Below are 23,075 nucleotides of genomic sequence, written 5' to 3' on the forward strand. Positions count from 1 at the left end.
GGCCACACCGCACCCTACCCGCTCACGTGTGCAAGGAGAGCCTCCATATCGGCGGAGTCCAGGCCGGCGGCGACGGATGGCTCCTCCTCCAGGTCGGACAGTTCCCGCACAGCCGGATCGTCAAGGATCGCGCCCATGAACTCAAGTTTCTGGTCGAGCCGCGCGGCTACGACCTCATCCACGGTGTGCCGGGCAGCCAGGACTGTGACAGAGGTCTCGGTGCCAGGGGCGAGCCCGAGACGGTGAATGCGGTCGAGGCTCTGCAGGAACCGGCCGGCCATGAAGTCCCGGTCGACATAGACGGCATCGTGGACCGCGTGGTGCAGGCTGATTCCCTCACCGAGGGTGGCGGGGTTGGAGATCAGCACCATGCAGGAGGGATCTTCCCGGAATCTCCGGAGCTGTTCCTCGCGATCCGGGGTGCCGCCGTAGACCGAGGCCGGGGCGAACTTCGAAAGCAGTCGTTCGAGCGTGGTGAGGCTGCGCACGAAGGTCGTCCAGATCAGCGTCTTCTTTCCCTGCTGTGCGTTCTCTGCCACGATGGCCCCGGCCTCGGCGTACTTCGGGGACAGCTCGTAGTCGGGCAGTTGCTGGAGCAAGGCGAACAACGAACTGCTGCGAGGCACGTCCAGCGGGGGCAGCTGGTAGGCGAGCGGCTCATACCTGCTGCTCCCTTCCACGAGAAGGGCAGGGCTCGTCGCAGCCATCAGCAGGCGCAGGGCCGTCCTGCCGAGAGCGCTGAGATCTTCCCGGCCCTCCGTTCCTTTCTCCAGCAATGCCTCGTAGATCTGCTTGTGCAGCGGCGGCATGTCCACCAGCCGCAGGCGGACATCCATCGGGGGCAGGCCCAGCTCCTGCTTGGTGGTCCGTGTGAACAACGGCTGCAGGGCCTTACTCGCCTGGGCTAGGTCGCCACCAGCCACCGCAGCCTCCACCGCGCGCTGCCCATGGCCGGGCCAGACGAAGCCCATCAGATTCTCCAGATCCCGGCGCCCATTAGGAGCGGGGGTCCCGGTCAGGATGAGCCGGTGACGGGCCAGCGGTCCGAGCGCCATACAAGCCGCTCCATAGGTGCCGCGCACGCCTAGCTTCATGCGGTGCGCCTCATCCAGAATGATCATCGAGGGCTTTTCGGACAGCCACGCCGACAGCCTCGGCAGGGAGCGGTCCAGCCGTTCGTAGTTGACCATGACCACTTCAGCCCAGGTATCCATCGGGCCCTCACCTACCAGATGCACGCGCAGGCTCTGCCGGAAGCAGACGGCCGTCTCGTACCGCCAGGACTCGTAGGCGGACTTGGGACAGACCACCAGGAGACGTTCAGCCCTCCCCTGGTGGCGCTGGGTGGCGTAGACCGCGAGGCCGACGCGGGTCTTTCCCGCACCGGGAACACTGAAGTTCGCGCCGTGCTGCAAGGAGAGCAGCTTGGCGATGTCCCGGCGCTGGAAGCCCGTGAGGTCCGCTGTCCACTCCGGGCCGAGCAGTGCCAGGACATCCGCGGCCGCTACCTCGTCCGGACCGGCCTGGTCACTCAGACGCCGCTTGACCCGCTGTGCGTCAGCATGGTTGCCGAGGAAGAGGGCCTTGAGATCCTCCGCCCACAGCACGCCGGCTGGATCCGGCCAGGAAGCCAGATGCTGGATATTCCCCAGGAAGTCGTCCAGCTCAACCTGGGCTGTCAGGGCATTCAGCTGGCTTCCCGAGGGGAACAGCCCGGACAACTGCACCAAGGCCTGCTGGTATTCCCCGGTGACGCGCAGCAGGACTCCCGTGCGCAGGGGGTCGAGTTCCAGCCGCAGTGACGTTCCTCCGGCTGTGCTTGCGGTTGTCACGGGCGCTCTCCCTTGCTCACCGCGTCGAGCAGCCACGAGACGCCCGCACCCGGCTCTCCGGGGACCCGGCCGGCCTGCCGGGCCAGCCTGCTGAGGCTGGCCTTGAGCTGGAGCAGCGCCTCGTCAAGGGACTCCTCGTCAAGGCTGTGACTCGTGCGTGCCTTGACGAGCTCGTCAGTGCCCTGATCGATGTTCGCGCACGCTTCCACCACCCGGGCCGGGGCCAATTGCTTGCGCTTGCGGATACGGGCGTCCCGGCCGGCCCGGTCGATCGCGGCGTCGAACGCGGCTCCGGCGCTCTTGAGGATGCCTTCCATCTCGGCCTTACGCTCGGCGCTGATCTGCGCCGTACCCGTCCTGGCCGCCTTCGCCTGCATGATGCGGTCGTTGAGCGCACGGGCTTCGGCCACCCGCGAGGAGGCCGCGCTGACGGTGACGTCCAGTCCGGGAATGGCGATCTCCGCAGGAGCGGTGTCCCCCGTCAGATTGCGCAGCGCCGGCGGAAGCGTGTCCGTCAGGTACTCCTGCTGGACGAAGTTCTGGTCGATGTGCCGTACGTCCGTCTTGGAGAAGTCCAGCAAGATGCCAGCCAGTCGCCACTCCTTGATCAGCTCTGCCTCATCCGGCTCCGCCGAGGCGACCTTCTTGTAGAGCCGCTCCAACTCCTTCAGCTTCTCCTGGTCGAACTCGAAGTCGATCAGCCTGAGCTGCGCACCCTCCGCGGTGGTGCTCCGCTTGATCAGCTCCCGGATCGTGCTGAGAATCCAGCGTTCCTGGTGATACGTCTTCTCCTGGACCCGGAACTCACGGGCGATCTGTGTCGGGGTCCTGCCCATCGACGCCTGCTCCTCCATCGCCAGCAGACGGTTGATGTAGGAGTAGTCGCGCTTGTTGTCCTTGCGCAGCTGGAGGGCGAGTTCGACCGCGCTGACGTCCTCCGCGGTGAAGGACGCCGGCAGCACTCCCACACGGATGGACCGCTCGCCCAGCTCACGCAGTGCCGCCGCACGGGTGTTGCCGTTGACCAGAACGCCGTGGTGCGTCACCAGACCGGGCTCGCTCTGGCCAAACTCCTTGAGTTCGGCCTTGAGACTCTCGTAAGCCGGATCGCGGCGGGTGGGGTCAGAGGGGAGCGCCGTGAGCAGGGTGCCCAGGTACGCCTGCCCGTCATCGCCGTACGGTTCAGCGTCGATCTTCCTGTCCAGAGCGGGGTCGAGGCTCCGCTGGGCCCGGATGCGGTGGGTCCATGGGTTGTAGTACACGCTGCTGAGCGGGAGTTCGACGACCTCGACGTGGAGGAACTGGCTGTTCCACTCGATGGTCACGGTCTCGCGTGTGCCGCCACTGGTGCGGACATCCTCCAGCCTCTTCTTGATGAGTTCGCTGAACTCCTCGGCGCGGGGCGGGAGCTGGGTTTCGCTGTGCACGATCACTCTTCTCTGCTGATGAACCAGTAACCGGTAAGGAAAGCAGTGCTAGGACGTTGTGGGCCGGCCGGGCCGGACACCTGGCCCGGCCGGCCCACAACGCACGCCGGAGACAGAACGGGGAACCTCAGTCTTCAGACTCGTCGAGGGAGTTCTGGATCTCCTGACGGGCCGAGGCCGGCAGTGTGCCGAAGACCCCCCAGAGCTCTTCGACCTCGCTCCGCTGACGCCGCCCTTCCTTCATGCAGCGGCGCAGGGCACGCCGTTCCAGGTCAGAGAGCTGGCTCACCGCCGACATGTAGCCGGGGATGTCCACCTTGGGCGAGGCACCGCGCGCACAACGCTCGCAGAGCGTGACGCGAGTGGTTTCCGTGGTGCCATCCAGCCGTGAGACATCCCGGCGGGACAACACCAGCTTCGCGGTGCTGAGCCCATCCTCGTATCCCTCGCCTGCGGTGATGCCGCAGATACGGCACATGTAGTCGTCCTCCCGCATGATGCGGGCACGTTCGGCACTGTTCACGGTGCCCTTCGCGCCGACCTCTTCCGGGCGGGTCTGATGCGGGATCCAGACCGCCACGCCAGCGCTGACGAAACGCTGTTCTTCCTGCCTGAGGCTGGGGTCGTCACGGCTCGTGTGAACCACCCATCCCCAGTCGCGAAGGTCGCGCAGACGCCGGTCGATCTGCGCATCCCCCGGGAAGGCGGCACGCAGCTCCGCCTTCGTGAAGGGGTTGCCCTCACCTACGACCTGGATGAGCCACAGAGCGACCCGGACCCGGCCCCCCACATGCTTCATCCCCCGGATGACGGGATTCTGCCAATCCGGCAGACTTTCGGGAGAAAACGTCACCTTTTCCGATACCTCCACATCTGTTCGGACATTCCGTCTACCGCCTGCCGGTAACGACAGCACCGAAACCTTCCCTCACGAAATCCCAATTTCATGAGCCTACCCCCTGCACAGACAAGGGGATTTCTCGGCGCCGAAAAAGGAGCCTTCCGCTAGCAGGACTGACACAGTGCGACGAAAGACGCAATACAACGAAAAGCAGGCCAGATCTCCCACGACCTGGACACATCCCCCTCTCCCTTCACGTCACGCGGCAGCCTCTCACGCAACAGCCAACAGCCAACAGCACAGACACCCCTTCTCGCCTGACAACCAGGCAGAGAAGCCCGGCAGCGCCAGACCCCAGAACGGAGAAGGCCGTAGCGGGGCAGGGAAAACCCTCCCCGAAAAGCCCGGCCATGTCCACGGCGTTACGGGGTTGCGCGTTCAGCTGGCAACTACTGTGATCGCGGCACGTATCCTTCGAGCATCCATCCATCTGCGAAACTGACCGGCAACTAAGCAGAATCCGCACTGGACACACGAGCCAAGAAGGTGAGCTTTGGTGGCAAACAACAGCCAGCACGGCCGGGCCGCAGCACAGGGGCGTCTTGTTGCGCCTTTTCCCCGCAACCGGAAAGGCGCGACCGCCGACACCCGGGCAGCCAGCGCCGTAGCCACCGCAGCCGCTCCGGCGTCCGCCTCGATGACGCCAGAGCGGCAGGACATGCGTGACGTCTTCCAGCATCTCCATGCGCTCACCGGCCTGCGGACAGCCACCGAAGTGATCTCGGCCCTGAGCAAGAGGAGGTATCCAGTCGTCAAGTCCGCCTACTCCCGGTACCTCTCGGGCCGCCGCACCCCCGACGCCGGGTTCGCCGCAGCCCTGTACGGACTCGCCGTCGAGCGATCTGGCGCGGACCGGGTCGGCGTGAGTCTCGAAGAAGTGCAGGCCATGCGGGAGAAGACGCTCACGAAGCGGTGTTGCGCTTCCTGCCGCAACACCGCCGCGGAGAACGCCGCGCTCGCCGCCAAGAACGAGGCTTTGCGTATGGAGGCAGAAACCCTCCGGAGACGCCTGGAGCAAGCCGGCTTGGCGAGCATTCCCCGGCAGGGAGAAGAGCTGGCAGTGGCGGCCAACACCGCCGTCCGCACCCCTTCCACGAAGTTGCCGGTCGGCCAGGACAGTGGGGACCGGCAAGCTGTCGCGGCTCCGGACGAGCGAAACGAGGACGGGGGCGCGGCCCCAGACAGCAGTCTGGCCCGGCCAGCCGTTCCGCAGCCGGCGGCGGAACAGCTGGTGCGTCGCATCATCGGCCTAAGCGGCCTAAGCGGACGCCACACAGGCGGGAGTCAGGACGGGGAGGCCGCCCTGGCTCTGCTCCTGGAGACGACCCAGAGCCTGACACCTGCAGAGATGGGGACGACCGTTCGGCTCCTCCAGGAGTCGGGCCTCGACGGACTGGCGGACAGCCTGCTCACCGCGTACGCGAGGCGGCGCCGGGCAAGCGATGTGATCCACGCCGCACTCACGCTCCATGAGGCAGAGGCGACCACCAGTCTCCGCACTCTCCTCACGACCGCAGCCCGCCGTTCTTCGTGAACCGGGCGGGCCGCGGGTCGCCGCTGACGGAGAGCGGTCTGCTTACGCTTCCCGCTTGCGGTCCACCCCCACCCAAGCCGCCCCCGCCACCGCGCTGGTGACCGTGAGGACGGCGGGCCAGGCGCCGAGTTTTTTGGCGAGGGGGTGGGAGGCGCCGAAGGCGGTGAGGTAGGTGGCGGTCAGGGCGGTGGCGGTGCGGGGGCCCTGGGCGTGGCGCCACTGGAGGTGGGTGATCGTGCCGGCTGCCGCGAGGACGGCGCCGCCGAGCCTGCGGTTCTTCGTCCAGCGGGCCGTGGCGTAGCCGCCGAGCAGGCCGGCTGCCGCTATCGGGGCCGTGGGGATCTTGGGCATCGGGGGCCTCCGTCGTGTTCTGCCCTGGGCGGGCCGTCCGGGGTCGCCGTCCAGATGCGGGGTGGGTGTCTGCTTCGTCCGAGGTTAATCCCCCGGCTCGCGGGTCCTTCCGGGGCCCCGGAAGGTGGAGCGGTAGGTGCTCGGGGGGACGCCGACGCGGTCCTGGAAGTGGGCGCGCAGCGCCGCGGTCGTGCCGAAGCCGGAGCGGGCGGCGACCGTGTCGACCGTGTCGTCGGTGGCCTCCAGCAGGCGCCGCGCGTGGTCGACGCGGCGGTCCAGGAGCCAGCGCATCGGGGTGGTGCCCGTCTCCGCGGCGAAGCGGCGGCTGAAGGTGCGCACGCTCATCGAGGCGTTCTCCGCGAGTTCCCGCAGGGTCAGGGGCTCGGCGAGGCGGGTGAGGGCCCAGGCCCGCGTCGGCGCCGTTCCGGTGTCGCGGCGGTCGGGGACGGGGGCCGGGATGTACTGGGCCTGTCCGCCTTCCCGGTGCGGCGGGACCACGGTCGTACGGGCCACCTGTGCCGCGACCGAGGTGCCGTGGTCGGCGCGGATCAGGTGCAGGCACAGGTCGATGCCGGCCGCCTCGCCCGCCGAGGTCAGGACGCCTTCTCCCGCGCCGGACTCGTCGACGTACAGGACTTCGGGGTCCACCCGTACGCGGGGGAACGCGCGTGCCAGGCGGGCGGCCGACTTCCAGTGCGTCGTCGCGGTGCGGCCGTCCAGCAGGCCGAGGGCGGCCAGGACGAAGGCTCCGGTGCAGATCGAGGCGACCCGGCGCCCCGAGCCGGGACGTGCCGCCTCCAGCAGGTGGCCCGCCCACGGCTCGTCCCGCGACGCGCCCTCCTCCAGTGCCTCGTCGCTCTCGTGCGAGGCGGGGACCACGAGGGTGCGCGCCGTGGCCAGCGCCTCGGGGCCGTGGGCGGCGTACACCGGGAAGTCGGCGTCCGTGCGGATCAGGCCGGGCTCGGGGGCGCAGGTCACCACCTCGTACAACCGCTCCCCCGCCGGTCCGCGTGCCGCGCCGAACAGCTGGTGGACGAGGCCCAGTTCGAGCGGCATGACCCCGTGGCGCACCAGGACCGCCACCCGGTCCGGCCCGCCCTGCCGCTCCGGAACCATCGCCGTACCTCCCACCGGAACGTCCTCGTGGCCGGACCGCCCTCGTGACCCGACCGTCCTTGTAGCCAGACCGTACCGTCCTCGTGGCCAGATCTTTGCACATGATGGCCTTCTGGCCACTGGGGCGGTCGGCGGGGGCGCGCCACCGTCGTCCCTATGAAGGTTTTCCCCCGCACCTCCTCCGTCCTTCCGTCCGGCGTCCCGTCCGGCCTCCGTCTCCCTCGTCCCGGAGCTCGGGCCGCCGTGTGCGCCGGGTTCCTCGCGGTGTGGTGCGCCGGGGCGTTCCTGCCGCTCGGCGGGCTGCTCACCGGGCCCTGGCGGGAGCGGTACGGCTGGTCCACGGGGGCCGTGGGCGCCGTGCTGGCCGTGACCATGACGCTGTACGGGGTCACCGCGCCGTTCGCCGCCGCGCTGATGGAGCGGCTGGGGATGCGGGCCGTGGCGGCGGGGGCGCTGGTGCTCGCCGGGGGCGGGGCGCTGCTCACCGGGACCGTGCTGACGCGCCTGTGGCAACTCGTGCTGTTCTGGGGGGTGTTCGTCGGTCTCGGGTGTGGCGGCCTGTCGATGGCCTTCGCGGCGACGCTGTCGGGGCGCTGGTCCGGGCGGCGGCGGGGGCTGGTCGCCGGGGTGCTCACGGCGGCCTCCGTGCTGGGGCAGTTCGGTCTGCTGCCCGTACTGTCCCGCCTCGTGTCGGGGCCCGGCTGGGAGAGCGCGTTGCGCGTTCTCGGGGGTGCCGCGCTGTCCGTCGCCGTCCTCGTCCTGCTGCTCCTGCGGGAGCCTCCGCACCGGGCGGCCGGCTCGCGCGGCTCGCGCGCACCGGGCGCCCTTCCCGTGCTGCTGCGTGCGGCGAGGACTCGGGTGTTCTGGCTGCTCGCGGGGGTGTTCGCGGTGTGCGGCGCCTCGACGAACGGGGTCATGTGGACGCACTTCACCCCGGCCGCGCACGACCACGGGATGCCCGCCACCACCGCCTCCTCGCTGCTCGCCCTGGTCGGGTTCTGCAATGTCGTGGGGACGCTGGGCGCGGGACGGCTCACCGACCGGTTCGACGCGCGCCTCCTGCTCGGCGGTGTCCTCGCCGCGCGCGGCCTCGTCCTGTGCCTGCTCCCGCTGCTGCTCGGCCCCGGCGCCGACCCTCAACTCCTGGCGTTCGCGGCCGTCTTCGGGGCCCTGGACGTCGCGACCGTACCGCCGGTGATCGCACTGTGCCGCAGCCGTTTCGGCGCCGCGGGCCCGGTCGTCTTCGGGTGGGTCAACGGCGCGCACCAGCTCGGCGCCGCGCTGCTCGCCTGGGCCGGGGGCGTGGCGCGCGAAGTGTTCGGCAGCTACGACCCGGTGTGGGTCGCGGCCGGCGGCCTGTGCGCGGGGGCGGCGCTGCTGTCCCTCGCCGTCCACACGGACCACAGGAGCCGCACGGGCCACAGAGGCCGCACGGGCCGGGGAGGCCGGGAAGGCGCGGCCGCCGTCGACGACTCGGCCGAAAGCAATGATTTTGCGTCACGCACGCCGTGAATTGTGCTCAGGCGTCAAGAAATTGCGGTCGCGCGTCTTGTCGGCGCGGCTCGCCGTCCCTAGGTTGTCCCGCACCGCCCCTTGGCGACCGCAGGCACCTCACGCACCCACTTCCACGCCACCGCACGCTCCCCGACCCTGCGCCACCGCACCCACCCCGACCCTGTGCACCTCCCCGCAAGACCCCCACCTCCAGAGCCGATTGCGAGGACCACCCCCATGGCATCAGGTACCAGCACCGACACAGGCACGAGCACCCCGAACCCCGTCGGCAGACGTACCGTGCTCGCCGGCGCGCTGGCCGCCGCCGGGACCACGGCGGCCGGCGTCGCGACCGCCGGAAGCGCGCGAGCCGCCTCCACCGCCCCGTCCGCGGCCCCTGCCGCCTCCCCGCCCGGGGACGTGGTCGGCAAGATCACCGTCGGCTACCAGGGCTGGTTCGCGTGCTCGGGCGACGGCGCCCCGATCAACGGCTGGTGGCACTGGGCGCAGAACTGGGGCCAGTCGCCGTCCCCGAGCAACACGGCGATCGTGAGCTGGCCCGACGTACGCGACTACACGCACACGTACCGCACGGCCTACCCGGCGCTCGGCGGCGGCCAGCCGGCCACGCTGTTCTCCTCGTACGACCAGCAGACCGTGGACACGCACTTCGCGTGGATGCGGCAGTACGGGATCGACACCGCGGCGCTCCAGCGGTTCAACCCCAACGGCGGGGAGGGCGCCACGCGGGACGCGATGGCGGCGAAGGTGCGCTCGGCCGCCGAACGGGCCGGCGTGAAGTTCTACATCATGTACGACGCGACCGGCTGGACGAACATGCAGCCGGAGATGAAGGCGGACTGGACCGCGAAGATGCGGGCGTACACCGAGTCCCCGGCGTACGCGCGGCAGAACGGGAAGCCCGTCGTCGGCATCTGGGGCTTCGGCTTCAACGAGGCCAATAAGGCGTGGTCGGCCGAGGTGTGCCTGGACGTCGTCAACTGGTTCAAGGCGCAGGGCTGTTACGTCATGGGCGGGGTGCCGACGCACTGGCGGCGCGGCGTCGAGGACTCCCGGCCGGGCTACATGGAGGTGTACCGGGCGCTGGACATGCTGTCGCCCTGGATGGTGGGCCGGATCGGCTCGATCGCCGACGCCGACAACTTCTACGCCAACGTCAACACCCCCGACCAGGCGGAGTGCGACGCGCACGGCATCGACTACCAGCCCTGTGTCCTGCCGGGCGATCTCCAGTCCGGCCACCGGGCGCACGGCGACTTCATGTGGCGGCAGTTCTACAACATGAAGCGCGTCGGCGTGCAGGGCATCTACATCTCGATGTTCGACGAGTACAACGAGGGCAATCAGATCGCGAAGACCGCCGAGAACTCCTCGCAGGTGCCCGCCGGTTCGGGCATCAGACCGCTCGACGAGGACGGTACGCCCTGCTCCTCCGACTACTACCTGCGGCTGACCGGGGACGGCGGCCGGCTGCTGCGCGGTGAGATCCCGCTCACCGCCGTACGCCCCACGCAGCCCGTGGTCGGCGGCACCACCCCCGAAGTACCCAAGGGCGACCTGGCGTTGCGGGGCGCGGCGAGCGCGAGCAGTCAGACGCAGCAGTACGGCGCGGCCAACGCCGTGGACGGCAACGACCGTTCGTACTGGGAGAGCGCCAACGGTGCCTTCCCGCAGTGGGTCCAGGTCGATCTGGGTTCCGCCCGGCCCGTGAAGCGGATCGTGCTGGCCCTGCCGCCGGACCCGGCGTGGTCCACCCGGACCCAGACGCTGGAGGTGCTGGGCTCGGCGGACGGGTCGGCGTTCTCCTCGCTGTCCGCCTCGGCGGGCCGCGTCTTCGACCCGGCCAAGGGCAACACGGTGACCGTGCAGCTCGCCTCGGCGGCCACCGCCCGGTACGTACGGGTGCGGTTCACCGGGAACACGGGGTGGCCGGCCGCCCAGCTCTCCGGCCTGTCGGTGTACGCGAGCTGAGCCCGCCCGCCCCGTCCTGACCTCTTCCCGCTCCCTTCGTACGGGCCGGGCCGGCGTGTCCGCGCCGGCCCGGTCCGTCGTACTGCTCCCGGCCCGTCGTACTGCTCCGGGCCCACCGCGCCGGGTCAGCCCGCCGCGCCGCCCACGGGCGCCGGGCCGCCGCCACCGCCGGGCCGCTTCCCGGTTCCGCCGCCGCTGCCCTTCTCCGCCTGGGACAGCGGTGTCGCGATGTCCTCCAGGGAGCGCTGCTCGGCGTTGACGGCGAGGAAGGCCGCGACGACGCCCGCCGCGCACATGAGGCCCGCGCCGATGCAGAAGGCCAGGGCCGTGTCGCCGGGGACGCCCGACTCGGTGAGGTCGGCGAAGACGAGCGGGCCGCTGATCCCGCCGGCCGCCGTGCCGATCGCGTAGAAGAAGGCGATGGCCATGGCCCTGGTCTCCATCGGGAAGACCTCGGACACCGTCAGGTACGCGCTGCTCGCCCCGGCCGAGGCGAAGAACAGCACGACGCACCAGCACGCCGTGAGGGTGTTGGCGTTGAGCGAGCCCCGGTCGAAGAGCCAGGCCGTGACGAACAGCAGGATGCCCGGCAGGATGTACGTACCGGCGATCATGACGCGCCGCCCGATCGTGTCGAACAGCTTGCCCAGCACGAGCGGGCCGATGAAGTTGCCCGCCGCGATGACCGCGAAGTAGTAGCCGGTGTGACCGCTCTTGACGTCGTAGAACGTGGTGAGGATCGCGCCGAAGCCGAAGGTGATCGCGTTGTAGAGGAAGGCCTGCCCGATGAAGAGGGACAGTCCGAGCACGGCGCGCTTGGGGTAGCTGTGGAAGACGGTCTTCGCGATGAGGCCGAAGCCGATGCTCTTGCGCTCGTGGATCGTGATCTCGCCGGCCGGCTCCGGCAGCTTCTCGTGCTTCTCCTTCTCCACCTCCCGCTCGACGGAGCCGACGAGCTCGTCGGCCTCCTCTCCGTGGCCGTGGATGAACTGCCAGCGCGGGCTCTCCGGCACGTGCCGCCGTACGAGCAGGATCACCAGGCCGAGGACGACGCCGAGCGCGAAGGTGAGGCGCCAGCCCAGGTCCTTCGGGAAGTAGTCGGTGTTCAGCATGACGATCGACAGGAGCGCCCCGCCGACCGCGCCCAGCCAGTAGCTGCCGTTGATGATGAGGTCGACCCGGCCCCGGTACTTCGAGGGGATCAGCTCGTCGATCGCGGAGTTGATGGCCGCGTACTCCCCGCCGATGCCGAAACCGGTGAGGAAGCGGAAGACGAAGAACCACCAGGCGTTGAAGGAGAGAGCGGTCATCGCCGTCGCCGCCAGGTACACGGCGAGGGTCACCATGAACAGCTTCTTGCGGCCGAAGCGGTCGGTGAGCCAGCCGAAGAACAGCGCGCCCGCGCAGGCGCCGGCCACGTACAGGGCGGCGGCCAGGCCGGTGACCTGCGCGGAGGTGATGGCCAGCCCCGAACCGTCCTCCGACAGGCGGCTCGCGATGTTGCCGACCGTCGTCACTTCGAGGCCGTCGAGAATCCACACCGTGCCGAGGCCGATGACGATCATCCAGTGCCAGCGCGACCACGGCAGCCGGTCCAGCCGGGCCGGTACGGCGGTGGTGACGACGCCGGTCCCGGAGTCGCCGGGCGCGGCCACCTCGTCCCGCGCGTCAGGACCGCCGGCCGTACCGCCGGGAGAGTTCTCGCGGGCGCGCCCCGGGCCCCGGCCGTCCCCCGGCCCGCTCCCGCCGCCGCCTCTGCCCGGACCTCCCGGTCGCTGGTCCCTGCTTCCGGGTTCCTCCGATGCGGCGGGGGTCGTCACGGCAGCTACCTCCTCGTCCGGGCGGGCGCAACACTGCGGGGACCGCAGACGGATTCCAATATCCGCCAGGTGCCCGGGTGCCGCCGCCGCACACGCGGTGACACTCACCCACACGTGGTGAACCCGGCGGGGCGCCGGGCCCGGCGCCCCGCCCGCTCCGGCCCCCGCCCTCAGGCCCCCAGCGCCCGCGACACGGCGAAGATCACCAGCCCCGCGAGCGAGCCGACCACCGTGCCGTTGATCCGGATGAACTGGAGGTCACGGCCGATGTTCGCCTCGATCTTCCGCGAGGTGTGCTCGGCGTCCCAGCCGGCCACGGTGTCCGTGATGAGCGAGGTGATCTCCCCCCGGTACGTCGTCACGACGTACACCGCCGCGCCCTCGACCCAGCCGTCGACCTTGGCGCGCAGCCGGTCGTCGCCCGCGAGGCGCGCGCCCAGCGACAGCAGCGAGGCGCGCACCCGCAGCCGCAGTTCGCTCCGCTCGTCCTCGGCGGCGGCCACGATCATCTGCCGGACCGCCCCCCACACCGAGGCGATGAGGTCCTGCACCTCGCCGCGTCCCAGCACCTCGTTCTTGAGGCGCTCCACCCGCGCCCGGGTCTCCGGGTCGGACTGGAGGTCGCCCGCGAAGTCCGTCAGGAAACGGTCGACGGCGCCGCGCGCGGGATGCCCCGGCATGTCCCGCATCTCGGTGACGAACCGCAGCAGCTCCTTGTAGACCCGCTCACCGATCCGCTTGTCGACGAAGCGGGGCGTCCACCCGGGCGCCCCGCCCTGCACGGCGTCCATCACCTGATCGCCGTGCAGGACCAGCCAGTCGTGGGCGCGTACGCACACGAGGTCGACGAGCTTGCGGTGCCCGCCGTCCGTGACGATCCGCTCCAGCAGCTTGCCCATGCCGGGCGCCACCTCCTGGCTGGAGGCGCGCCGGGTGATCGCCTCCCCGACGACGGCCTGCACGTCGGAGTCGCGCAGCACGGTGAGCGCCCCGCGCAGGGCGGTGGCGAGTTCCGCGGTGACCCGGTCGGCGTGCGCCGGTGCGGCGAGCCACGTGCCGAGCCGGCCGCCGATGCCGACGGCCCGCAGCCGGTCCCGTACGACGTCGGCGGAGAGGAAGTTCTCCCCGACGAAGGAGCCGAGGGACGCGCCGAGCTGGTCCTTCTTGTGCGGGATGATCGCGGTGTGCGGGATCGGCAGGCCCAGCGGATGCCGGAACAGGGCGGTCACCGCGAACCAGTCGGCGAGCGCGCCGACCATGCCGGCCTCGGCAGCCGCCGCGACGTACCCGGCCCACGCGCCGGCCCCCGCGTGCTCGGCCCAGGTCGCGAGCGCGTAGACCACCGCGACGAACAGCAGCAGCCCGCCCGCGAAAGCCTTCATACGGCGCACCCCGCGCCGCTTCTCCTCGTCGGCGGGCGTCAGGTCGACCGGGCTGCGCCCGCCGCCCCCGGACGAGCCGGAGGCCCCGCCCCGCGAGGAACCGCCCCGCGAGGAACCGCCCCGCGGGGGGCCTCCCCGGGAAGCACCCCCGCCGCGCAGCGCGCCCGCTCCGGCCGCCGCGCCCGCTCCGGCCGCCGCGCCCTCTCCGGCCAGACCACCCGGCCCGCCCGACGTGACCGGCTCAGGCCCCTCACGGGTGTGCGCGCCCGTGATATTCGCCTCACCGTCCTCGGTACCGCTCATCAGCCCGGCCCTCCGCTCGCTGTCCCCTCGCGTCGTCCGTGCCCCGTTTCCCGGGCCCGTACCGCCGCCGTGGCCTCATGTTTCGTCCCCATGGTGCCGGTACGCATTGTCCCCTTCCGCCCCGGCACGGGAACGGATCTTCGGTTTACGGCGTCTGTCGGAACGGGGGCACGCGAACAGCAGCCACCCGCCCGTGTCCCATCATGGGACTGTCCGACCGGAGCCTCGGGCTCCCCCTGTCCGAGGAGAACACAACGCGCATGACCAAGCGTCACGGTTATGTCGTGCTGGCCACCGTCGCCGCTCTCGTGGTGCTGGTGTCCGCAGCGGTCCACGCGCTCGCGGGCGGTCCCGGGGGCAGCACCCAGGACACGCTGAGCGCCGCCCCGCACCCACACGGCTCCGCCGCCCCCGCCTCCGCGGGCACCTGGATCAGCGCCTGGTCCGCCGCACCCGGCGGCGCCGAGCCCGGCACCGAGGTGACCGGTCTCGCCGGCCGCTCGATCCGCAACGTGGTGCGCACCGGCCTCGGCGGCGAGGCGGCCCGCGTCACCCTCTCCAACCTGTACGGGCAGCAGCCGCTGTCCGTGTCCAGCGCGACGATCGCCCTGGCCGCGGCCCCCAGCAATCCGACGGCGGCCACCGGCTCCATGCACCGCCTGACCTTCAACGGCAGCGCGGGCGTCGTCGTCCCCGCGGGCGGGCAGACCGTCAGCGACGCGGTCCGGATGGCCGTACCGCGCGGCGCCGACCTCCTCGTCACGACGTACTCGCCGACCCCGTCCGGCCCCGTCACCTTCCACGCCCACGCGCGGCAGATCAGCTACCTCGCGAACGGCGACCGCACGACCGACCCGGACGGCGGCGCCTACACCGAGCAGACGCCGTACTGGCGGTACCTGACGGCCGTGGACGTACTCAGCGACCAGGCGCAGGGCACCCTCGTGGCGCTCGGCGACTCGCTCACCGACGGCATCACCTCCACGACCGGCGCCAACCACCGCTGGACGGACTACCTCCTCCAGCGGCTGCGCACCGAGCAGGGCGCGCCCCGCTACAGCGTCGTCAACGCGGGCATCAGCGGGAACCGCGTCCTGCTCCCGGGCGCCGGGCGGCCCGCCGACAACCCCAGCGCCCTCGACCGCTTCGACCGGGACGTCCTGGGCCGCACCGGCGTCAAGGCCGTCTTCATCGACCTCGGCATCAACGACGTCATCCGCCCGCCGCGGCAGACGGACGCCCGGCGCATCACCCAGGGCCTGCGGGAGCTGGTGGCGCGGGCGCACGCGAAGGGCCTGCACGTGTCCGGGGCCACGCTCATGCCGTTCGAGGGGCACCGGGGCTGGAGCCCGCGCACCGAGAACGTACGGCAGGCCGTCAACGCCGAGATCCGCTCGGGCCGGGTCTTCGACGCGTACGCCGACTTCGACCGCGCCGTGCGCGACCCGGCCGCCCCGACGCGGCTGCGCGCGGTCTACGACTCGGGCGACCACCTGCACCTCACCGACGAGGGCTACCGGCGGATGGCCCTGACGGTGAACCTCACCGACCTGAAGGGCGCGGCACCCGCGCAGCTCTGAGCGTGACGCGGGGCGGGACCGGGGCGGGGCGGGACCGGGGCGGGCCGGGACCGGGCGGTCGCGAGCACGTTCGCGGTCCTACCGCCCGCCTGCTCCCTGTCCCTCCCGCCTCTCCGGGTCCCGGTCCCGCTCCCGCTCCCGGTCCCGCTCCCGTAGTTCTCGCTCCAGTTCCTTGAGGCGCCGCTTCTCGGCCTTGCGCAGTTTGCGCTTGACGCCGACACCGCCCATCAGGGCGAAGCCGGTGACCGTGACCTGCGGGGCGTCGGGTTCGCCCTCCTGCACCCGGTCGCCGCCGAAGCCGCCCATGATGCCGGTACCGGTGACCCGGACGTTCAGCTCCGGCGGCACGATCACCGCTATGCCGCCCCAGATCGTGAAGCAGCAGATGACCGTCTCGCGGCCCTCGAAGTCCGCCTCGCGCAGGTCGATCTCACCGCCGCCCCACATCGCGAACGCGGTGAACAGCTTCGGCGCCACCCAGCGGCCCGAGCGCCCGAAGCCGCCGAACAGCGCGAAGGCCCCGCGCGAGGTCGGCTGCCGGCCCACGCGCCACGACCAGTCGTCACCGACGGCGGGCCGCGTCCCCGCGGACGGCGCGCTGAAGGCCGCGGGCAGGTCGCGGGTCAGCGGCTCCAGCTCCCCGTACGTCCGTGCCCGGTAGGCGGCGTCGAGCCGGGTACCGAACTCCTCCATGTCGAGCCGGCCCTCGGCCACCGCCTCACGCAGGAGTTCGGCGACCCGGTCCCGGTCGGCGTCGGAGGCCCGCAGCCCGGCTCGGGCGGGGGCGGGCGACGGGCCCGGGGGGTCCTTCCGGCCGGGGCCCCCGGATCTCCCGGAACCCTCGGATATCTCAAGTCCCTTGGAGAGTCTGGGTGGTTCGGGCAGCTCATCGCTCATGGACCCAGCTTATGAGGGCGGCGCCCCCGGCCACGAGGGTTACCGCGCCCTCGGCCGGGTCGTCCCGCCGCGCCCGGCCCGCTCACCCCGCCGCCCCCGGCCCGGGACCGGGACCGGGCTAGGACTCGGGCTCGGGGCTCGGGCTCGGGACCCGCTCCGAGTACATCCGTGAGATCACCGCCTCGATGTCCGGCTCCCGCACCGACAGGTCGGCGAGGGGGTAGTCGGCCGCGATCCGCGCCACGAGCGGCGCCGCCGAGTCCGCCGCCGGGAAGGCCAGCCACTGGCGCGGCCCCTCGACCCGCACGGTGCGCGCCCCGGCCAGCTCGATCGGCGGCAGCTCACGCTCCAGGTCGACGACGAGGGTCCGCTCGCTCTCCCCCGCCTCGCGCAGACCGGCGAGCCCCCCGTCGTACACGAGCCGGCCGTGGTCGATGACCATGACGCGGCGGCACAACTGCTCGATGTCGGTCAGGTCGTGCGTGGTGAGCAGCACCGTCGTGCCGGTCTCCGTGTTCAGCTCGCGCAGGAACTCCCGGACCTTCGCCTTCGACACGACGTCGAGGCCGATCGTCGGCTCGTCCAGGTACAGCACCTCGGGCTCGTGCAGCAGCGCCGCCGCGATGTCCCCGCGCATCCGCTGCCCCAGTGACAACTGCCGCACGGGCACGTTCAGCAGCGCGCCGAGATCCAGTCGCTCGACACAGCGCTCCAGGTTCGCCCGGTACCGCGCGTCGGGGACCCGGTACATGCGCCGCATCAGCCGGTACGAGTCGATCAGCGGCAGGTCCCACCACAGCGTCGTACGCTGCCCGAACACGACGCCGATCCGGCGCGCCAGCCCGGTCCGCTCGCGCGCCGGGTCCAGACCGGCCACCCGCAGCCGGCCGCCGCTCGGCGTGAGGATGCCGGTCAGCATCTTGATCGTCGTGGACTTGCCCGCCCCGTTGGGCCCGATGTAGCCGACCATCTCGCCGCGCGCCACCCGGAACGAGATCCCGTCCACGGCCCGCACCTCGCGCCGCTCGTACCGCAGGAAACCCGTCCTGCGGCGCACGTCGAATACCTTCTCCAGCCCGTCCAGGACGATGAACCCCTCGTCCCCCGCCGCCGGGCCACCGCCACCCCGCTCCGCATCAGCCACCGTCACCACCACTCCCGCCTCTCGACTCTCGGCTCTCGATCCCCGTACGGCGTCCCGCGCCCTCTGCCCCACGCGCCCGGCGCCTTCCCGTCCTCAACTGCCGGTACTGCGGTACGAGCGCAGCCCCGCGCGCCAGCCCAGGCCCGCGAGCGCCAGACACGCCGCGGCGACCACCGGCGGCAGCAGCGCGCACCAGCCGGGCAGCCCCAGCGGCAGCGGACGCCCCAGCACATAGGCGGCCGGCACCCAGTTCACGAAGGACAGCGGCAGGACGAAGGTGACCGCCCGCAGCACGTCCTTGGTGAACAGCGTCGGCGGGTACTGGAGCATCGTCTGGCCGCCGTACGTGAACGCGTTCTCCACCTCCGCGCCGTCCAGCGCGAGGAACTGGAAGGCGGCGCCCGCGACGTACACCGCCGCGAAGATCCCCGCCCCGCTCAGCACCATGAACGGCACCGCGGCGACCTTCACCACGCCCCACTGCACGTCGACCGCGAACAGCCCGTACGCCAGGACGAACAGACCCTGCGCGATACGGCCGAGCCGGTTCATCGAGAACTGGTCCGCCGCGATCTGCGCGAGCACCGGGGCGGGCCGCACCAGCAGCGTGTCGAACGTGCCGTCCCGCACCCGTTCGCCGAGCCGCCGCGTCGAGCCCAGCACCAGATCGCACAGCCCGAACGCGGTCGAGGAGAGCCCGTACAGGAAGGCGATCTCGCCGAGCCCGTACCCGCCGAGCGCGTCGACCCGCGAGAACATCAGCAGGATGACCACGAAGTCCAGGCCGGTCACCGCGAACGCGGCCAGCGCCATCAGCACGAAGGACGCCGGGTAGGCGAGCGCGGAACGCACCCACATCGCCGAGATCATCCCGTAGGCGCGCACCCCGGTGGCGACCCGCCCCGGCTGCCGGGGACGGCCCCCGCCCCGCGCGCCCCGGCCGGGCGCCGGACGCTCACCCGTCCGTGTCAGTTCAGCCACCCTGGACCACCACCCGGCGCGTCGCGACGCCCTGGAGCAGCCGTCCCGCCGCGAGCAGCAGCACCGCCCACGCGGCCTGGAAACCGTACGTCGCCAGCAGGTCGGCGCCCTGGTGGCGGCCGAGCAGTACGTCGGCGGGCACCTGCATCATCGTGGACCAGGGCAGCACCCGCGCCACGTCCCCGAGCGCACCGGGGAACACGTTCAGCGGCAGCATCATCCCGGAGAAGAACATCGCCACGAGCGAGGCGAACCGGGTGACGCCGGAGCCGTCGAGCAGCCAGAACGCGGCGAGCGCCACCAGATAGCGGATCGCGAAACTCACCACGACCCCGAAGGCGAGCGCCACGAGGAACGCGAGCCACCGGCCGGGCGAGGCGGGCAGCGCCAGATCGAACAGCAGGGCCCCGGCCAGCATCGGCACGAGACCCCGCCCCAGCAGGTGGAAGGCGGCCCGCCCCACCTCGGCGGCCAGCCACCACATCTGGAGGTCGGCCGGCCGGTAGAGGTCGATGGCGATGTCCCCGGTGCGAATCCGCTCGATGAGCTGGTCCTCGAAACCACCGCCCATCAGCATCACGGTCATGTGCACCGACTGGCCGATCCACACGAAGGCCAGCGCCTGCGCGACGTCGTACTCCCCGAGTTGGGGGCGCTCATGCCACAGAGCCATGTAGGTGTAGGTGAGAATGATCCCGAACACCGTGTTGGTGAAGACCCCGGCGAACGTCGCCATGCGATACGTCGCGTGGCGCCGGAAACCGCCCGCCGCGATCACCGCGTACAACCGTCCTGTCCCCACGGCACCTCCTCTCCCCTCTCTGTGAGCCAAAGGTCACGAGCTTATGAGGGAGCCGGAACGCGTCGCCACGCGTTTTAACAGGAGGAAGGCCGTTCCGGACCGGACACGGCCGCGATCCGCAGACGAACCGGCGCTTGGGCAGTGCGAGAGTGGGCACCGGGGTGCACGAAGCGAAGCAGGAGTTCCGCACGACATGACCGACGAGCCGCAGCAGCACGGCGACGGCCAGACCACCGGAAGCAGCCGGCCGCCCCGGCAGCACGAGGCCGGGAGGACCCCCCGGCCCGACGCATCGGAAGGGGACGCGAACAGCTCCAGGAACAGGACACCCGCTCAGCGGGCCGCCAAACCCGACGAGCGGCGAGGCGACGACGAGCAGCCGGCGAGGACCGGACCGCCGTCGGCCGCACAGCCGCGCGCCGGGACGGAGCCGAAGGCGCGGGCGAACCCCGGGACGGGGCCGGAGCCTGCGGAGAGGACCCCGCCGCGGCCCGAGCCGAAGCCCGAGCGGAAGGCGCGGCCCGAGGCGCCCGCGAAGCCCGGGGCCCCGGCGGGAACCGGCGCGACCGCGCGGTCCGTGGAACCCACCAAGCCCGCGAAGCCCGCGAAGGCGGAGACCGAGGCCCCCGAGCCCTCGGCCCCCGCTGCCACGCGGGCCGGCGGGACCCCGGCGGCGAGCCGGCCCGCCAAGGACACGCAGGGCTCCGGGAAGGACTCCGCGCAGGACTCCGGAAAGGGCTCCGCGCAGGGCTCCGGGAAGGTTTCCGCGCAGGGCTCCCCGAAGGCCCAGGAGCGCGAGAAGCCCGAGAAGCCCGAGCAGCCCAGGCCCTCCGGTGGCGCCCCCGTGGAGGCGCCCATGGAGAAGACGGCCCGGCTGCGCGCGATGCCCCCGGCCGGGGCGGCGGGCGCCGCCGCGAGCGGCGCGGGCCGCGGGCCCGGCGACCGCGCCCCCGGCAGGTCCCGCCAGACCACGACGGCCTTCGCCGCGTCCGCGGGAGCGAGCGGAGGAGCGAGCGCCGGAGGCCCCGGGGGCCCCGGAGGCGACGGCCCCGGCGGACCGCGGGGAGGGGGCGGGGAAGGCGCGGACGGCGCGGACGGCGGCGGGAAGAAGCCCAAGGGCCGCAAGTCCCGCAAACGGCACGGCTGGCGACGGCTCTTCCCCACCTGGCGGATGACGCTCGGCGCTCTCCTCTTCCTGATCGTCGTGATCGTCGGCGGCTTCGCCATCGGCTACGCCACCGTCGACATCCCCGCCGGGAACGCCGCGGCCAAGCAGCAGAGCAACGTCTACCTGTACGCCGACGGCAGCCCGCTCGCCCGCGACGGCGACACGAACCGGGAGAACGTCAAGCTCTCCAAGATCCCCACGCGCATCCAGCACACCGTGCTCGCCGCCGAGGACCGCGACTTCTACTCCGAGTCGGCCGTCGACCCGAAGGCCATGGTGCGGGCCGCGTGGAACACCCTCACCGGCAAGGGCAAGCAGTCCGGCTCGACCATCACCCAGCAGTACGTGAAGAACTACTACCTGGACCAGGACCAGACCGTCACCCGCAAGGCCAAGGAATTCTTCATCTCGATCAAGCTCGACCGGCAGCAGTCCAAGGACGAGATCCTGGAGGGCTACCTCAACACGAGCTACTTCGGCCGCAACGCCTACGGCATCCAGGCCGCCTCCCAGGCGTACTACGGCGTCGACGTCGACCAGCTCACCGTGGGCCAGGGCGCGTACCTCGCGGCCCTGCTCAACGCCCCCTCCGCCTACGACGTCACCACCCACCCGGCCAACAAGCCGCGCGCCGTGGCCCGCTGGAACTACGTCATGGACGGCATGGTCAGCAAGCACTGGATGACCGCCGCCGACCGCGCGAAGGCGAAGTTCAAGGACCCCATCCAGCAGAAGAACTCCTCCGCCGGGCTCTCCGGGCAGCGCGGCTACCTCGTCGAGGCGGTCAAGGACTACCTCTTCGACCACCACGTCGTCGACGAGAACGCCTTCGCCAACCAGGGCTACCGGATCACCACCACGATCCAGAAGCCCAAGCAGGACGCCTTCGTCAAGGCCGTCGACGACGGACTGGTCGACCAGCTCGACAAGAAGAACCGCCCCGCCGACAAGAACGTACGGGCCGGCGGCGTGTCCATCGACCCGAAGACCGGCCACGTCCTCGCCATGTACGGCGGCATCGACTGGGTCAAGCAGTTCACGAACAACGCGACCCGCACCGACTTCCAGGTCGGCTCGACGTTCAAGCCCTTCGTCTTCACCTCCGCCGTGCAGAACGCCTCCCGCACCCAGAGCGGCCAGACGATCACCCCGAACACGGTGTACGACGGCACCAGCAAACGGCCCGTCCAGGGTCCCGGGGGCGGCGGCTACGCCCCGGAGAACGAGGACGGCCGCTCCTACGGCCAGATCCCCGTCAGCGTCGCCACCGACAAGTCCGTCAACTCGGTGTACGCCCAGATGGCCACCGACGTCGGCCCCGCGAAGGTCAAGGACACCGCCGTCGCCCTCGGCCTGCCGAAGAACACCCCGGAGCTGAACGCCTACCCGTCGATCGCGCTCGGCACCGCCAACGCCAGCGTCCTCGACATGACGCAGGCGTACGCGACGCTCGCCAACCACGGCAAGCACATCCCGTACTCGATCGTCGCGAAGGTCGTCAACAAGAACGGCGAGAACCTCGGCCTGCCGCAGCGGCCCGCGAAGCAGGCCGTCACCCGGCAGGCCGCCGACACCACGACGGCGATCCTCCAGAGCGTCGTCGAGTCGGGCACCGGTACCGCCGCCAAGGCCGCCGGCCGCCCCGCCGCGGGCAAGACCGGCACCGCCGAGGAGGACCAGGCCGCCTGGTTCGCGGGCTACACCCCCGACCTCGCGACCGTCGTCTCCGTCATGGGCCAGGACCCCAAGACCGCCGTGCACAAACCGCTGTACGGCGCCCTCGGCCAGGCCCGCATAAACGGCGGCGGACCGCCCGCGGAGATCTGGGCCCGGTACGTCGGCGACGCCCTCAAGGGCAAGACGGCCCAGAAGTTCGACCTGCGCCTCCAGAGGGGCGCCGAGTCCAAACCGCCCGTCAGCCCCTCCCCGCCCTCCCAGGAGCAGGGCACCACCGGCGACCAGGACGGGGCTCAGCCCCCGGCCACCACGGACGGCGGACAGACCGGCGGTGACGACGGCGGGAACACCGCCCCCGGCACCGACGGCGGCGCCACCACGGGCGGCGACACCACCCCGCCCGGCGATCAGACCGGCGGCGGTACGGCCGACGGCGGCACGAGCACCGGCACCGACGGCCAGGGCGGCGGCGAGGCCACCAGCGGCGACCCCGGCGGCGGCGCGGGCGGGCCCACCGACGGCGGAGCCACCGCGGGACAGGGCGGCACCGCCACCGGCGGCGACCCCGCCGGGGGCACCGGAACCCCCACCGGCGGAATCCCCGGCACCGGAGGCGACCTCCTCGGCTGACCCCGCCACCGGGTACACCCGGCACACGGAAGGAGGGGCCCCGC

Annotated in this window: 16 protein-coding genes; 5 read left to right on the plus strand and 11 right to left on the minus strand. The window is 71.6% G+C overall.

Features of this window, described 5'->3' with window-relative positions:
- Positions 1 to 14: 14 nt before the first annotated feature.
- From ACFYMP_RS29155 to ACFYMP_RS29165, 3 genes are all read right to left on the minus strand, one after another.
- Complete coding sequence (locus ACFYMP_RS29155; protein ID WP_388863135.1) at positions 15 to 1,832, minus strand: DEAD/DEAH box helicase; 1,818 nt, start codon at positions 1,830 to 1,832, stop codon at positions 15 to 17.
- Positions 1,829 to 3,259: a hypothetical protein gene (locus tag ACFYMP_RS29160; protein WP_388863136.1), complete on the minus strand. Its 1,431-nt coding sequence runs from the start codon at positions 3,257 to 3,259 to the stop codon at positions 1,829 to 1,831. Before ACFYMP_RS29160 ends, ACFYMP_RS29155 begins: the two co-directional genes overlap by 4 nt.
- A 127-nt stretch (positions 3,260 to 3,386) precedes the next feature.
- Positions 3,387 to 4,112, minus strand: coding sequence for a hypothetical protein (locus ACFYMP_RS29165; RefSeq protein WP_388863137.1), 726 nt, complete (start codon positions 4,110 to 4,112; stop codon positions 3,387 to 3,389).
- Positions 4,113 to 4,656: 544 nt separating this feature from the next.
- Between ACFYMP_RS29165 and ACFYMP_RS29170 the strand changes: the two genes are divergently transcribed.
- Entirely contained in the window at positions 4,657 to 5,694 is a 1,038-nt protein-coding gene (locus ACFYMP_RS29170) for a hypothetical protein (RefSeq protein WP_388863138.1), read from the plus strand.
- Between the two features lie 42 nt (positions 5,695 to 5,736).
- Here the strand turns inward: ACFYMP_RS29170 and ACFYMP_RS29175 are convergent, their stop codons facing one another.
- Both ACFYMP_RS29175 and ACFYMP_RS29180 read right to left on the minus strand, forming a co-directional pair.
- A complete protein-coding gene (locus ACFYMP_RS29175; RefSeq protein ID WP_388863139.1) occupies positions 5,737 to 6,045 on the minus strand; it encodes a hypothetical protein in 309 nt (102 codons plus the stop codon).
- A gap of 84 nt (positions 6,046 to 6,129) precedes the next feature.
- Positions 6,130 to 7,161 (minus strand): GlxA family transcriptional regulator, encoded by a 1,032-nt coding sequence (locus tag ACFYMP_RS29180; RefSeq protein ID WP_388863165.1) that lies wholly within the window; start codon positions 7,159 to 7,161, stop codon positions 6,130 to 6,132.
- A 156-nt stretch (positions 7,162 to 7,317) separates the two neighbouring features.
- Here ACFYMP_RS29180 and ACFYMP_RS29185 point away from each other — a divergent pair, with 156 nt between their 5' ends.
- Both ACFYMP_RS29185 and ACFYMP_RS29190 read left to right on the plus strand, forming a co-directional pair.
- Positions 7,318 to 8,673 carry an MFS transporter gene (locus tag ACFYMP_RS29185; RefSeq protein WP_388863140.1) on the plus strand — a complete coding sequence of 452 codons (1,356 nt, stop codon included), beginning with the start codon at positions 7,318 to 7,320 and terminating at the stop codon, positions 8,671 to 8,673.
- Between the two features lie 219 nt (positions 8,674 to 8,892).
- Positions 8,893 to 10,647, plus strand: coding sequence for a discoidin domain-containing protein (locus ACFYMP_RS29190; RefSeq protein WP_388863141.1), 1,755 nt, complete (start codon positions 8,893 to 8,895; stop codon positions 10,645 to 10,647).
- A gap of 125 nt (positions 10,648 to 10,772) precedes the next feature.
- Here the strand turns inward: ACFYMP_RS29190 and ACFYMP_RS29195 are convergent, their stop codons facing one another.
- Positions 10,773 to 12,467 carry an MFS transporter gene (locus ACFYMP_RS29195; RefSeq protein ID WP_388863142.1) on the minus strand — a complete coding sequence of 565 codons (1,695 nt, stop codon included), beginning with the start codon at positions 12,465 to 12,467 and terminating at the stop codon, positions 10,773 to 10,775.
- A 170-nt stretch (positions 12,468 to 12,637) separates the two neighbouring features.
- Positions 12,638 to 14,152: a DUF445 domain-containing protein gene (locus tag ACFYMP_RS29200; protein WP_388863143.1), complete on the minus strand. Its 1,515-nt coding sequence runs from the start codon at positions 14,150 to 14,152 to the stop codon at positions 12,638 to 12,640.
- Positions 14,153 to 14,412: 260 nt separating this feature from the next.
- On the opposite strand from ACFYMP_RS29200, the gene ACFYMP_RS29205 reads away from it, so the two are divergent.
- Positions 14,413 to 15,732 (plus strand): SGNH/GDSL hydrolase family protein, encoded by a 1,320-nt coding sequence (locus tag ACFYMP_RS29205; RefSeq protein WP_388863144.1) that lies wholly within the window; start codon positions 14,413 to 14,415, stop codon positions 15,730 to 15,732.
- 78 nt (positions 15,733 to 15,810) lie between these two features.
- Here the strand turns inward: ACFYMP_RS29205 and ACFYMP_RS29210 are convergent, their stop codons facing one another.
- The 4 genes from ACFYMP_RS29210 to ACFYMP_RS29225 all read right to left on the minus strand — a co-directional run bounded on the left by ACFYMP_RS29210 (position 15,811) and on the right by ACFYMP_RS29225 (position 19,490).
- Entirely contained in the window at positions 15,811 to 16,500 is a 690-nt protein-coding gene (locus ACFYMP_RS29210) for a DUF1707 domain-containing protein (protein ID WP_388863166.1), read from the minus strand.
- 247 nt (positions 16,501 to 16,747) lie between these two features.
- Positions 16,748 to 17,773: an ATP-binding cassette domain-containing protein gene (locus ACFYMP_RS29215; RefSeq protein WP_388863145.1), complete on the minus strand. Its 1,026-nt coding sequence runs from the start codon at positions 17,771 to 17,773 to the stop codon at positions 16,748 to 16,750.
- 93 nt (positions 17,774 to 17,866) lie between these two features.
- Positions 17,867 to 18,754 carry an ABC transporter permease gene (locus tag ACFYMP_RS29220; protein WP_388863146.1) on the minus strand — a complete coding sequence of 296 codons (888 nt, stop codon included), beginning with the start codon at positions 18,752 to 18,754 and terminating at the stop codon, positions 17,867 to 17,869.
- Positions 18,747 to 19,490, minus strand: a complete 744-nt coding sequence (locus ACFYMP_RS29225) for an ABC transporter permease (RefSeq protein WP_388863167.1) — start codon at positions 19,488 to 19,490, stop codon at positions 18,747 to 18,749. The genes ACFYMP_RS29220 and ACFYMP_RS29225 overlap by 8 nt, the downstream gene beginning before the upstream one ends.
- A gap of 259 nt (positions 19,491 to 19,749) precedes the next feature.
- Here ACFYMP_RS29225 and ACFYMP_RS29230 point away from each other — a divergent pair, with 259 nt between their 5' ends.
- Entirely contained in the window at positions 19,750 to 23,031 is a 3,282-nt protein-coding gene (locus ACFYMP_RS29230; protein ID WP_388863147.1) for a transglycosylase domain-containing protein, read from the plus strand.
- Positions 23,032 to 23,075 lie beyond the last annotated feature (44 nt).

This window comes from Streptomyces sp. NPDC007088 (genome assembly GCF_042869355.1).
Lineage (GTDB): Bacteria > Actinomycetota > Actinomycetes > Streptomycetales > Streptomycetaceae > Streptomyces.